Genomic DNA, 12,449 nt, shown 5'->3' on the forward strand with positions numbered 1-12,449 from the left:
ATGTGGCAGCGTCTCCTTCCCCCGTTTACGGGGGAAGGCCGGGATGGGGGACAGCGTGCACACTCAACCCGCCAGCATCTGCTCCAGCTGTTCCTGCGCATCCAGCCACGCCATTTCAACCTCTTCCAGCGCGGCTTTACTCTCGGCCTGACGCTGCAGCGCCACGTTCAAATCGGCTTTGCGGCTCTGATCGTAAATCGCGCTGTCGGCCAACTGGGCTTCCGCATCGCTGAGCTGGCTCTGCCACTTCGCCATCTGCTTCTCAAGCTTCTCGATCTCTTTACGCAGCGGCTGCGTTTGTGCACGCAGTTCGGCGTCGCGGCGTTTCTGGTCTTTGCGCGATTGCGCGCTGTTGCCGTTATCCTGCTTCGGCGCGGCATCCTGTTGTGCTTGCTGCTTTTGCAGATCGCTCAGCCACTGCTGGTAATCTTCCAGATCGCCCTCAAACACATCGACTTTGCCGTCGTGCACCAGATAGAGATCGTCGGTGGTGGCGCGCAGCAGATGACGATCGTGTGAGACCACCACCAGCGCGCCTTCGAAATCAATTAGCGCTTCGGTCAGCGCCTGACGCATATCGAGATCGAGGTGGTTAGTTGGTTCATCGAGCAGCAACAGGTTCGGGCGCTGCCAGACAATTAATGCCAGCACCAGACGCGCTTTTTCGCCGCCGGAGAAACGCTCGGTGATTTCGCTGACTTTATCGCCCTGGAAGCCGAAGCCGCCAAGATAGTCGCGCAGCTGCTGCTCCAGCACTTTCGGCGCGATGCGTGATAAATGCTGCAACGGCGATTCATCGGCGCGCAGATATTCCAGCTGATGCTGGGCGAAGTAACCGAGCTTAATGCCTTTCGCCAGGCCAACTTTGCCATCCAGCGCGTCGAGCTCACCGGCTAGCAGCTTAATCAGCGTCGATTTACCCGCGCCGTTACGGCCCAGCAGCCCAATACGTGAACCCGGCACAAGGTTGAGTTTGATGGCGTCGAGAATGATGCGTTCGCCATAACCGGCGGTGACGCGTTCCATCTTCAGCAACGGATTCGGCAAGCTTTCTGGTGCGCGGAAACTGAAGCTGAACGGGTTATCGACGTGTGCCGGCGCAATCAGCTCCATGCGCTCCAGCATTTTGATACGGCTCTGTGCCTGCTTCGCTTTGGTGGCCTGCGCGCGGAAGCGATCGATATACTTCTGCAGGTGCGCCACTTTTTCCTGCTGGCTCTGGAACAGCGCTTGCTGTTGTGCCAGCTTGGCGCCGCGCTGACGTTCGAACGAGCTGTAGTTACCGGTGTATTCAAACATCGTTTGCTGTTCGATATGGATGATCTTATCAACCACCGGATCGAGGAAGTCGCGGTCGTGCGAAATCAGTACCAGCGTACCTTCGTAGCTTTTCAGCCAGCGTTCAAGCCAGATCACCGCATCCAGATCGAGGTGGTTGGTTGGTTCATCGAGCAGCAGCAGATCGGAACGGCACACCAGCGCCTGTGCGAGGTTGAGGCGCATGCGCCAGCCACCGGAGAAATCACTCACCGGCCGCATTAATTGTTCCTGGCTAAAGCCCAAACCGTGCAACAAACTTGAGGCGCGAGCAGGTATGCTCCACGCCTGAATCGCATCCAGCTTGCCGTGCAGCAGGGCGATGGCGTTGCCATCGTTGCGCGCATTGGCGTCGGCCAATTCGGATTCAAGCTGACGATATTCACGGTCGCCGTCGATAACATACTCCAGCGCGGGTTTGCTCAGCGCCGGGGTTTCCTGATTGACCCACGCCAGCGCCCAGTTGCTCGGGAAGGTGGCGTTACCTGCATCGCTGCTGATTTCGCCCTTCAGCAATGACAGCAGCGTCGATTTGCCGCAGCCATTTTTGCCCACTAAGCCAACTTTCTGGCCTGGGTTAATGGTGGCTGTTGCGTTATCCAGCAGCACATTGGTGCCGCGGCGAATTTGTAGTGCTGAAAAGACAATCATAAGCGCCGTATCGTCAGAATATGTTAATTTACCGGCAACATAATTCGAGAAAATTTGTTGCGTCGAGCATGGTAGCGGAATTCCTGTGCCGTGACGACGCTTTGGAGGGGAACGATGTCGCAGCCACCCAAAATATTGCTGCTTTACGCCCATCCGGAATCACAGGATTCGATTGCTAATCGGGTTTTGCTGCAGTCGGCTATGGAACTGGACCACGTCACGGTGCACGATTTATACGCCCACTATCCGGATTTTTTTATTGATATTCACTATGAGCAGCAGCTGCTGCGCGACCATCAAATCGTTGTATTCCAACATCCACTTTATACCTACAGCTGCCCGGCGCTCCTGAAGGAGTGGCTGGATCGTGTGCTGTCGCGCGGCTTTGCCAGCGGACCGGATGGCAATGCGCTGGAAGGCAAATACTGGCGCAGCGTAGTCACCACCGGCGAACCGGAAGCGGCGTATCACCATAGCGGCCTGAATCGCTATCCGATGAGTGACATCATGCGTCCGTTTGAGCTGACGGCGCAGATGTGTCGTATGCACTGGATGACGCCGATGGTGATTCACTGGGCGCGTCGGCAGACGCCGGAAGTGATGCGTAATTTTGCGCGAGCGTACGGCGACTGGCTGGCTTCACCGCTGCCGCAGGGAGGTGTGTGATGGAAGGCGAAACGTTACTGACGGCGGGCGTCATTTATCTGGTCGCGGCGGTGCTGATTGTGCCGATTGCGGCGCGTCTCGGCATTGGCGCGGTGCTGGGCTATCTGCTGGCCGGTATCGCGATTGGTCCGTGGGGTTTGGGGTTCATTAGCGACGTTGAGGAGATTCTGCACTTCTCTGAACTCGGCGTGGTGTTCCTGATGTTCATCATCGGGCTTGAACTGAATCCCTCGAAACTCTGGGCGCTGCGTCGTTCGATATTTGGCGTGGGTGCCGCTCAGGTGCTGATCTCCGCCGCCATTCTCGGTGGATTGCTGTGGCTGACCGACTTTAGCTGGCAGGCGGCGGTGATTGGCGGCATTGGACTGGCGATGTCATCCACGGCGATGGCGCTGCAGCTGATGCGCGATAAAGGCATGAACCGCAGTGAATCGGGGCAGCTCGGTTTCTCGGTGCTGCTTTTCCAGGATTTGGCGGTGATCCCTGCGTTGGCGCTGGTGCCGCTGCTGGCGGGCGGCGACAGCGGTCACGTTGACTGGTTGAAAGTCGGCATGAAAGTGCTGGCGTTCGGCGGGATGCTGATTGGTGGCCGTTATCTGCTGCGCCCGATTCTGCGCTTTATTGCCGCATCCGGCGTGCGCGAAGTGTTTACTGCCGCCTCGCTGCTGCTGGTGCTGGGTTCGGCGCTGTTTATGGACGCGCTCGGCCTGTCGATGGCGCTCGGTACTTTCATCGCCGGTATTCTGTTGGCGGAAAGTGAATATCGTCACGAGCTGGAAGTGGCCATCGAACCGTTCAAAGGCTTGCTGCTGGGCTTGTTCTTTATCTCGGTCGGCATGGCGCTGAATCTCGGCGTGCTTTATACCCACATCACTGAAATTTTGCTGGGCGTGCTGATTCTGGTGACGGTGAAAACGCTGGTGCTGTATGTGCTGGGCCGTATTTATGGCCTGCGCAGTTCAGAGCGCCAGCAGTTTGCCGGTGTGTTAAGCCAGGGCGGTGAGTTTGCCTTTGTGCTGTTCTCGGCGGCGTCGTCGGCCAAAATGTTCAGCGGTGACCAAATGCCGCTGCTGCTGGTGACGGTGACGCTATCGATGATGACCACGCCGCTGCTGATGAACGGCATCGACCGTTTACTGGCGCGCCGCTTTAATGAACCCGATGAAAATGCCGAGAAGCACTTTGTTGAGGACGATCAGCCGCAGGTGATTGTGGTGGGCTTTGGTCGTTTTGGTCAGGTTGTTGGCCGTTTGCTGATGGCGAACAACAAGCGTATTACCGTGCTGGAGCGTGATATCTCTGCGGTGAGCCTGATGCGTAAATATGGCTATAAGGTTTACTATGGCGACGCCACCGAGCTGGAGCTGCTGCGTGCGGCGGGCGCGGAGAATGCGCAATCCATCGTCATTACCTGTAACGATCCGGAAGATTCGATGACCATCGTGCAGCTGTGTCAGCAGCATTTCCCGCAGCTGGAAATCCTGGCGCGCGCGCGTGGACGTGTTGAGGCACACGAACTGTTGCAGGCGGGCGTTACGCTGTTCTCGCGTGAGACCTTCTCCAGTGCGCTGGAGCTGGGCCGCAAAACGCTGATCTCGCTGGGCATGCATCCGCATCAGGCGCAGCGCGCGCAGCAACATTTCCGTCGTCTGGATATGCGTATGCTGCGTGAACTGGTGCCAAGCCAAGATGATAGCGCGCAGGTTTCGCGTGTGCGTGAGGCGCGGCGCGAGCTGGAAGATATCTTCCAGCGCGAAATGCAGCACGAGAAACGTCAGTTTGACGGCTGGGATGACGAGTAGAACTATACTTACTTAATCCGTTCACTAACGACGGCAGGAAACAGTATGCGTAAACAATTTATTGCCGGTGCGGTTTGCCCGCACTGCCAGGAAAAAGACACGTTGGCGTTGTGGCGTGAGAACAATGTTGATGTGGTGGAGTGCGTAGAGTGCGGTCATCAAATGCGTGAAGCTGATAAGCAGGTGCGCGATCAGGTTCGCAGCAATGAGCAAGTGATCGGCATTTTTCATCCTGAGTAGCGCAATGGCTCAGCTTTTTTTAAGCTTGAACTTACAGCGGGATTGAATTCCGCTACAATCGGCGCCATTAACGCTGAGCAGTATGCAACAACACATTTGTTGGCATCCTCAGTCTTGAACCTTTCTGGTTGGTTATTGCACGCAAAATTGACCAATGGGACGGGATCTTAGTTCTCAACGGTTAGGAGATATCATGAAAGTAGCAAAAGACCTGGTGGTGAGCCTGGCGTATCAGGTTCGTACCGAAGACGGTGTGTTGGTTGACGAGTCACCGGTGAGTGCACCGTTGGACTATCTGCACGGTCATGGTTCCCTGATTTCTGGTCTGGAAAAAGCGCTGGAAAATCATGATGTAGGCGATAAGTTTGACGTGCATATCCCGGCGAACGACGCTTACGGTCAATACGATGACAACCTCGTACAGCGCGTACCAAAAGACGTGTTTATGGGCGTTGACGAACTGCAGGTTGGCATGCGCTTCCTGGCAGAAACCGATCAGGGTCCAGTACCGGTTGAAATCACCGAAGTTGAAGATGAGCACGTAGTGGTTGATGGTAACCACATGCTGGCGGGTCAAAACCTGAACTTCAACGTGGAAGTTGTGGCGATTCGCGCAGCGACCGAAGAAGAGCTGGCGCATGGTCACGTGCATGGCGCTGATGGTCATCATCACGATCATGACCACGACCATGGTCACGATCACGGCCAGGGCGGTTGTGGCACTGGCGGTTGCGGCTGCAGCCACTAATCAGTGTTACGCTGGCGAGGCCACCTTCGGGTGGCCTTTCTTATGTATAGCATTTAAGAATGTGCGAGCAACATTGAGGCAAGGCGCCAGGAATTGGGAGAGCGCAGCATACTGTAGTATGTGAGCATCTCACGGTGACGCAGCAACGCGGCATCGATGTGGCGCAGCCATTCTGGACATTAGTAATGCGGTGGCGGGGTTTCTTCTGACTGTGAGGCAATCATCGACGGCGCGCTATCTTTCACTTTATCGATTAACAGACGGACCTGCTCACGCAGTCTGATCATCTCCAGCTCATGCTGAACCACCGTTTGATTGAGCTGATCGATGGTGTATTCCTGAAAAGCCAGCTTGCTCTCCAGCGCCTCAAGGCGTTGTTCCCATTCTGTTGGTTGCATGGTCTTTCCTCATCTTGCGGTGCTGCACGTTAGTCTTTTTCGGGCGTGATTCTACGGCCTTTCGCTTCAGAATCACCTGATATTTTACCTTTCCGCGCCATGCTGCATTGAAACGACGCATAACGCCTATATCTCTGATGAAACTTCCTGAAGCAAAAAAGGTCGGAGGTTGAACGGGTAATTACATTGTGGGAGTGTTCGCCGCTGCCACGTAAAGTTATAGTGTGGGCCTCAGTCCGCAATGATTCCCGAGGTTAGAGGCTTCGGTTTTGGAGAAAGGATGAATTCACTGTTTAAAGTCACATTGTTAGCTACCACCATGGCCTTCGCGCTGAATGCACCGCTGGCAATGGCAGCAGAAACCGCCGCTGCTCCAGCAGACGCCGCTCAGGCTGCGCCGCAAGCACCGAAAAATGCTGCTTTCAAAAACGAAGACCAGCAATCAGCTTATGCACTTGGCGCGTCCCTTGGTCGCTACATGGACAACTCTCTGAAGGAACAAGAGAAGCTGGGCATCAAACTGGATAAAGATCAGCTGATCGCGGGTGTTCAGGACGCCTTTGGCGGCAAGAGCAAACTCTCTGATCAAGAGATCGAGCAAACCCTGCAGGCCTTTGAAGGCCGCGTAAAAGGTGCTGCTCAGGCGAAGATGGAAAAAGACGCGAAAGAGAACTCCGATAAGGGTTCAGCTTACGCCGACAAATTCGCTAAAGAAAAAGGCGTAAAGAAAACTGAATCTGGCCTGCTGTATCAGGTAGAGAAAGAAGGTACCGGTAGCGCGCCGAAAGACAGCGACACTGTAGTTGTGAACTACAAAGGTACGCTGATCGACGGTACTGAGTTCGATAACTCTTATACCCGTGGTGAGCCGCTGTCGTTCCGTCTGGACGGTGTGATTCCGGGCTGGACCGAAGGTCTGAAGCACGTGAAGAAAGGCGGCAAGATCAAGCTGGTGATCCCACCAAACCTGGCTTACGGCAAAAATGGCGTTCCGGGTATTCCGGCTAACTCCACGCTGGTGTTCGATGTTGAACTGCTCGACATCAAACCAGCCCCGAAAGCGGACGAAAAAGCGCAGGCTCCAGTCGCTGCCGATCAGAAAGCACAGTAATCTGAACTTTCTGCATAACGCCGCCTCCGGGCGGCGTTTTTATTGCGGAGAAGAGAGTAAAGGTCTGGCTAAAGACCAGCACATTTGCCAGACTAGCGCCTGCACAATTATCACAATATGAGTCTGCCCCAATGCTGTCGAGACAGGCTCCAGCCATTTAGGGTAATGTCTTCGATGTCTAATCCATTCAATCCCGGTGAACTGACTGACTTCGATTTACTGGAGCAACGTCCGTTCGAGCAAGCAGACTACGATATCCTCAAATCCTATGAAGCCGTTGTCGATGGCCTGGCGATGCTGATTGGCTCGCACTGCGAAATCGTGCTGCACTCGCTGGAAGATTTGAAGTGTTCTGCGGTGCGTATCGCCAACGGTGAACATACCGGGCGTAAAGTGGGTTCGCCGATTACCGATTTGGCGCTGCGAATGCTGCACGATATGCATGGCGCCGACAGCAATGTCTCCAGAGCCTACTTTACGCGCGCGAAAAGCGGCGTGCTGATGAAATCGGTCACTATTGCGATTCGTAATCGCCAGCAGCGCGTTATTGGCTTGCTGTGCATCAACATGAACCTCGACGTTCCGTTCTCGCAGATTATGTCGACCTTTATGCCGCCGGAAATGCAGCAGGTAGATTCCAACGTCAACTTTGCCAGCTCGGTGGAAGATCTGGTGATGCAGACGCTTGAGTTCGCGATTGAAGAAGTGAGCGCTGACCGTAACGTTTCTAACAATGCCAAGAATCGCCAGATCGTGCTCAATATGTATGAGAAGGGCATCTTCGACATTAAAGATGCGATTAACCAGGTCGCCGATCGCCTCAATATCTCCAAGCACACGGTTTACCTCTACATTCGCCAGTTTAAAAGCGGTGATTTTCAGGGGCAGGATCGCTAATGCGCTACACCTTGCTGGTCACCGGACCGGCATACGGCACGCAACACGCCAGCAGCGCGCTGCTGTTTGCGCGCGCGCTAATCAAGGCCGGGCATCAGCTGGAGAGCGTGTTCTTTTATCGTGAAGGCGTGTTGAACGCCAACCAGCTGAGCGCGCCGGCCAGCGATGAGGTGGATATGGTGCGTGAATGGCAGCAGTTGCGCGCTGAAAGTGGCGCCGCGCTGAATATCTGCGTGGCGGCTGCATTACGACGTGGCGTAACCGACGCGCAGGAAGCCACTCGCTTGCAACTGGCGGGCAGTAATTTGCAGCCAGGATTTGAACTCAGCGGTTTGGGCGCACTGGCAGAAGCCGCGCTCAGCTGCGATCGTCTGGTGCAATTCTGATGAACCGCGTGGCTTTTCTGTTCACTCAGGCACCGCACGGCAGCAGCGCCGGCAGGGAAGGGCTGGATGCTGTGCTGGCGACAGGCGCGCTAAGCGAAGATATCGGTCTGTTCTTTATCGGGGATGGCGTGCTGCAGCTCAATCGCGACCAACAACCCGAGCAGATTCTGGCGCGTAACTACATCGCGACCTTTGGCGTGCTGGCGCTGTACGATATCGACCAATGTTTTGTCTGCGCCGATTCGCTGCTGGCGCGCGGGCAATGTTTGACGGCTGAACGTGTGTTGGCCGCTGAAGTGCTGGATGCCACATCGCTACGCGAGAAGCTGGCTTCCTATCATCGTGTTATTCGATTCTGAGAACTGATCATGCTCTACACGCTGCTGCAATCTCCCTGGCAATGCGATCTCGATAGCCTGCTACTTTTATTGCAGGAAGGCGACGATCTGCTTTTATTGCAGGATGGCGTAACCGCCGCTTTGGCTGGCAGCCAGATGTTGATCAAGCTCAGCGCATCGCCGGCTACGCTGTGGGTATTAGAAGAAGATGTGGCGGCGCGCGGCCTGGCTGAGCAAATTTCGACCAAAGTAGCACGTTTGGACTATACTGGTTTCGTTGCGATGACAGCGAAGCATCAACAACAAGTGGCCTGGTAAGAGCGAAAACCTGGTTATTTCTTGACACCCTTTTGACACAGCCCTAAAATTCTGCCTCCTCGTAGTAATACGAGGCGATTTATTACGTGTTTACGAAGCAAAAAAGCTAAATCCCAGGAGCTATTTAATGGCAACAGTTAACCAGCTGGTTCGCAAACCACGCGTACGCAAAGTTGCAAAGAGCAACGTGCCTGCGCTGGAAGCTTGCCCGCAGAAACGTGGTGTATGTACTCGTGTGTACACCACTACCCCTAAAAAACCAAACTCAGCACTGCGTAAAGTTTGCCGTGTGCGTTTGACTAACGGTTTTGAAGTTACCTCCTACATCGGCGGTGAAGGTCATAACCTGCAGGAACACTCAGTGATCCTGATCCGTGGCGGTCGTGTTAAAGACTTGCCAGGTGTGCGTTACCACACCGTTCGTGGCGCGCTTGACTGCTCAGGTGTTAAAGACCGTAAGCAGTCACGCTCCAAGTACGGCGTGAAGAAGCCAAAGGCTTAATGGTTCTCCGTTAAGTAAGGCCAAACGTTTTAACTTAAATGTCAAACTAAACTCGTAGAGTTTTGGACAATCCTGAATTAACAACGGAGTATTTCCATGCCACGTCGTCGCGTCATTGGTCAGCGTAAAATTCTGCCGGATCCTAAGTTCGGATCAGAGCTGCTGGCTAAATTTGTAAATATCCTGATGGTAGATGGTAAAAAATCTACTGCTGAATCTATCGTCTATACCGCGCTTGATACCCTGGCTCAACGCGCTGGTAAAGATGGCCTGGAAGCGTTCGAGGTTGCTCTCGAAAACGTACGTCCGACTGTCGAAGTTAAGTCACGTCGCGTTGGTGGTTCTACCTACCAGGTTCCAGTTGAAGTCCGTCCGGTTCGTCGTAATGCCCTGGCAATGCGTTGGATCGTAGAAGCTGCTCGTAAACGCGGTGATAAATCTATGGCTCTCCGCCTGGCGAACGAACTTTCTGATGCTGCAGAGAACAAAGGTACTGCAGTTAAGAAACGTGAAGACGTTCACCGCATGGCTGAAGCCAACAAGGCGTTCGCACACTACCGCTGGTAACAGCAACGTAGTTGTTATTAACCCAGCGGGCGTCCCAGTGACTCACCTGCTGGGCTTTTTTAACTTAGAACGTCTAAGAATCAGAGGAATCAAATGGCTCGTAAAACACCCATTGAGCGCTACCGTAACATTGGTATCAGTGCGCACATCGACGCCGGTAAGACTACAACTACCGAACGTGTTCTGTTCTACACCGGTGTAAACCACAAAATCGGTGAAGTTCATGACGGCGCAGCAACCATGGACTGGATGGAGCAGGAGCAGGAACGTGGTATTACCATCACGTCTGCTGCGACTACCTGTTTCTGGTCTGGTATGGCTAAGCAGTTTGAACCACACCACGTAAACATCATCGACACCCCGGGACACGTTGACTTCACCATCGAAGTTGAGCGTTCTATGCGTGTGCTTGATGGCGCAGTAATGGTTTACTGTGCAGTTGGTGGTGTTCAGCCACAGTCTGAAACCGTATGGCGCCAGGCTAACAAATATAAAGTTCCACGCATCGCGTTCGTTAACAAAATGGACCGCATGGGTGCTAACTTCCTGAAAGTTGTTGACCAGATGAAAGCGCGCTTGGGTGCAAACCCAGTTCCACTTCAGCTGGCTATCGGCGCAGAAGAAGGCTTCACCGGTGTTGTTGACCTGGTGAAAATGAAAGCGATCAACTGGAACGATGCCGATCAGGGCGTTACCTTCGTTTACGAAGATATCCCAGCTGATATGCAGGAACTGGCTGAAGAGTGGCGTGCAAATCTGGTTGAAGCCGCTGCTGAAGGTTCTGATGAGCTGATGGAGAAATTCTTCGGCGGTGAAGAACTGACCGAAGAAGAGATCAAAACTTCTCTGCGTAAGCGCGTTCTGAAAAACGAAATCATCCTGGTTACCTGTGGTTCTGCATTTAAGAACAAAGGTGTTCAGGCGATGCTGGATGCGGTAGTTGAATACCTGCCAGCACCGACTGACGTTACCGCGATTAACGGTATGCTGGACGACGGTAAAGACACGCCGGCTGAGCGTCATTCCGATGACAAAGAGCCGTTTGCTGCACTGGCGTTCAAAATCGCTACCGACCCGTTTGTTGGTAACCTGACCTTCTTCCGCGTTTACTCTGGTGTGGTTAACACCGGTGACACCGTGTTTAACCCGGTTAAGTCAAACCGTGAGCGTCTGGGCCGTATCGTTCAGATGCATGCGAACAAACGTGAAGAGATCAAGGAAGTTCGTGCGGGCGATATCGCCGCTGCGATCGGTCTGAAAGACGTAACCACTGGTGACACCCTGTGTGACCCAGACAACGTCATCATTCTTGAGCGTATGGAATTCCCTGAGCCGGTAATCTCTATCGCCGTTGAGCCGAAAACCAAAGCTGACCAGGAAAAAATGGGTCTGGCTCTGGGTCGTCTGGCGAAGGAAGATCCATCATTCCGCGTATGGACTGATGAAGAAACCAACCAGACCATCATCGCGGGTATGGGTGAGCTGCACCTCGACATCATCGTTGACCGCATGAAGCGTGAATTCAACGTTGAAGCGAACGTCGGTAAACCTCAGGTTGCTTACCGTGAAGCGATTCGCGCGAAAGTTACCGATATCGAAGGTAAACACGCCAAGCAGTCTGGTGGTCGTGGTCAGTATGGTCATGTTGTTATCGACATGTACCCACTGGAGCCGGGCGTTAACCCGAAAGGTTACGAATTTGTCAACGATATCAAGGGCGGTGTAATTCCAACTGAATACATCCCTGCGGTTGATAAAGGTCTCCAGGAGCAGCTGAAATCAGGTCCACTGGCTGGTTATCCGGTAGTTGATCTGGGTGTTCGTCTGCACTTCGGTTCATACCATGATGTCGACTCCTCTGAGCTGGCGTTTAAACTGGCTGCTTCTTTAGCCTTTAAAGATGGCTTTAAGAAAGCACAACCTGTTCTGCTTGAGCCAATCATGAAGGTTGAAGTAGAGACTCCGGAAGAGAACACCGGTGACGTTATCGGTGACCTTAGCCGTCGTCGTGGTATGCTCAAAGGACAGGAATCTAACGCTACTGGCGTTCAGATCCATGCTGAAGTTCCGCTGTCTGAAATGTTCGGATATGCAACCCAGCTGCGTTCTCTGACCAAAGGCCGTGCTTCTTACTCCATGGAGTTCCTGAAGTACGATGATGCGCCGAACAACGTCGCTCAGGCCGTTATTGAAGCTCGTAGCAAATAAGCTACGGTTTAAAAATTGTGAACTGATGCCTTCATGACTCATGAAGGCACAACGTAAGGAATTATCGCCATGGCGAAAGAGCAATTTCAGCGTAACAAACTGCACGTAAACGTGGGCACCATCGGTCACGTCGACCACGGTAAAACCACCCTGACTGCAGCAATCACTACCGTACTGGCTAAAACCTACGGCGGTAAAGCAAGCAAGTTCGATGAGATCGATAAGGCGCCAGAAGAGAAAGCTCGTGGTATCACCATCAACACTTCTCACGTTGAATATGAAACCCCGACTCGCCACTAT

Annotated in this window: 15 protein-coding genes; 13 read left to right on the top strand and 2 right to left on the bottom strand. The window is 53.7% G+C overall.

Annotated features, from left to right (window positions below):
• Positions 1 to 63: 63 nt before the first annotated feature.
• Entirely contained in the window at positions 64 to 1,968 is a 1,905-nt protein-coding gene (locus tag HX773_RS18135) for an ABC transporter ATP-binding protein (RefSeq protein WP_110867601.1), read from the bottom strand.
• 114 nt (positions 1,969 to 2,082) lie between these two features.
• On the opposite strand from HX773_RS18135, the gene kefG reads away from it, so the two are divergent.
• The 4 genes from kefG to slyD all read left to right on the top strand — a co-directional run bounded on the left by kefG (position 2,083) and on the right by slyD (position 5,424).
• On the top strand, positions 2,083 to 2,634 hold the full coding sequence (gene kefG, locus HX773_RS18140) for a glutathione-regulated potassium-efflux system ancillary protein KefG (RefSeq protein WP_176972685.1): 552 nt from the start codon (positions 2,083 to 2,085) through the stop codon (positions 2,632 to 2,634).
• A complete protein-coding gene (gene kefB / locus HX773_RS18145; RefSeq protein ID WP_176972686.1) occupies positions 2,634 to 4,436 on the top strand; it encodes a glutathione-regulated potassium-efflux system protein KefB in 1,803 nt (600 codons plus the stop codon). The genes kefG and kefB overlap by 1 nt, the downstream gene beginning before the upstream one ends.
• Before the next feature lie 45 nt (positions 4,437 to 4,481).
• Entirely contained in the window at positions 4,482 to 4,676 is a 195-nt protein-coding gene (locus tag HX773_RS18150; protein ID WP_007892203.1) for a YheV family putative zinc ribbon protein, read from the top strand.
• Between the two features lie 193 nt (positions 4,677 to 4,869).
• Complete coding sequence (slyD, locus tag HX773_RS18155; protein WP_049851962.1) at positions 4,870 to 5,424, top strand: peptidylprolyl isomerase; 555 nt, start codon at positions 4,870 to 4,872, stop codon at positions 5,422 to 5,424.
• Between the two features lie 179 nt (positions 5,425 to 5,603).
• On the opposite strand, the gene HX773_RS18160 is transcribed toward slyD, so the two are convergent.
• Positions 5,604 to 5,822, bottom strand: a complete 219-nt coding sequence (locus HX773_RS18160; RefSeq protein ID WP_008102200.1) for a protein SlyX — start codon at positions 5,820 to 5,822, stop codon at positions 5,604 to 5,606.
• 280 nt (positions 5,823 to 6,102) lie between these two features.
• Here HX773_RS18160 and fkpA point away from each other — a divergent pair, with 280 nt between their 5' ends.
• From fkpA to HX773_RS18205, 9 genes are all read left to right on the top strand, one after another.
• Positions 6,103 to 6,933 (top strand): FKBP-type peptidyl-prolyl cis-trans isomerase, encoded by an 831-nt coding sequence (gene fkpA, locus HX773_RS18165; protein WP_101762637.1) that lies wholly within the window; start codon positions 6,103 to 6,105, stop codon positions 6,931 to 6,933.
• A 174-nt stretch (positions 6,934 to 7,107) separates the two neighbouring features.
• Complete coding sequence (locus tag HX773_RS18170; RefSeq protein ID WP_007886240.1) at positions 7,108 to 7,830, top strand: transcriptional regulator; 723 nt, start codon at positions 7,108 to 7,110, stop codon at positions 7,828 to 7,830.
• The gene (tusD, locus tag HX773_RS18175) at positions 7,830 to 8,216 is read left to right on the top strand and encodes a sulfurtransferase complex subunit TusD (protein WP_176972687.1); all 387 of its coding nucleotides are present in this window, start codon (positions 7,830 to 7,832) and stop codon (positions 8,214 to 8,216) included. Before HX773_RS18170 ends, tusD begins: the two co-directional genes overlap by 1 nt.
• A complete protein-coding gene (gene tusC, locus HX773_RS18180; RefSeq protein ID WP_176972688.1) occupies positions 8,216 to 8,575 on the top strand; it encodes a sulfurtransferase complex subunit TusC in 360 nt (119 codons plus the stop codon). Before tusD ends, tusC begins: the two co-directional genes overlap by 1 nt.
• Before the next feature lie 9 nt (positions 8,576 to 8,584).
• Positions 8,585 to 8,872 carry a sulfurtransferase complex subunit TusB gene (tusB, locus tag HX773_RS18185; protein WP_176972689.1) on the top strand — a complete coding sequence of 96 codons (288 nt, stop codon included), beginning with the start codon at positions 8,585 to 8,587 and terminating at the stop codon, positions 8,870 to 8,872.
• A 127-nt stretch (positions 8,873 to 8,999) separates the two neighbouring features.
• A complete protein-coding gene (gene rpsL, locus HX773_RS18190; RefSeq protein ID WP_006120575.1) occupies positions 9,000 to 9,374 on the top strand; it encodes a 30S ribosomal protein S12 in 375 nt (124 codons plus the stop codon).
• A 96-nt stretch (positions 9,375 to 9,470) separates the two neighbouring features.
• Positions 9,471 to 9,941 carry a 30S ribosomal protein S7 gene (rpsG, locus tag HX773_RS18195; protein ID WP_007886246.1) on the top strand — a complete coding sequence of 157 codons (471 nt, stop codon included), beginning with the start codon at positions 9,471 to 9,473 and terminating at the stop codon, positions 9,939 to 9,941.
• Positions 9,942 to 10,034: 93 nt separating this feature from the next.
• Positions 10,035 to 12,149, top strand: coding sequence for an elongation factor G (fusA, locus tag HX773_RS18200; protein ID WP_064739692.1), 2,115 nt, complete (start codon positions 10,035 to 10,037; stop codon positions 12,147 to 12,149).
• 69 nt (positions 12,150 to 12,218) lie between these two features.
• A partial coding sequence (locus HX773_RS18205) for a GTP-binding protein (protein ID WP_255433256.1) occupies positions 12,219 to 12,449 on the top strand: 231 nt, incomplete at its 3' end.

Origin of the sequence: Pantoea sp. B9002 (assembly GCF_013385945.1) — a bacterium.
GTDB lineage: Bacteria > Pseudomonadota > Gammaproteobacteria > Enterobacterales > Enterobacteriaceae > Pantoea.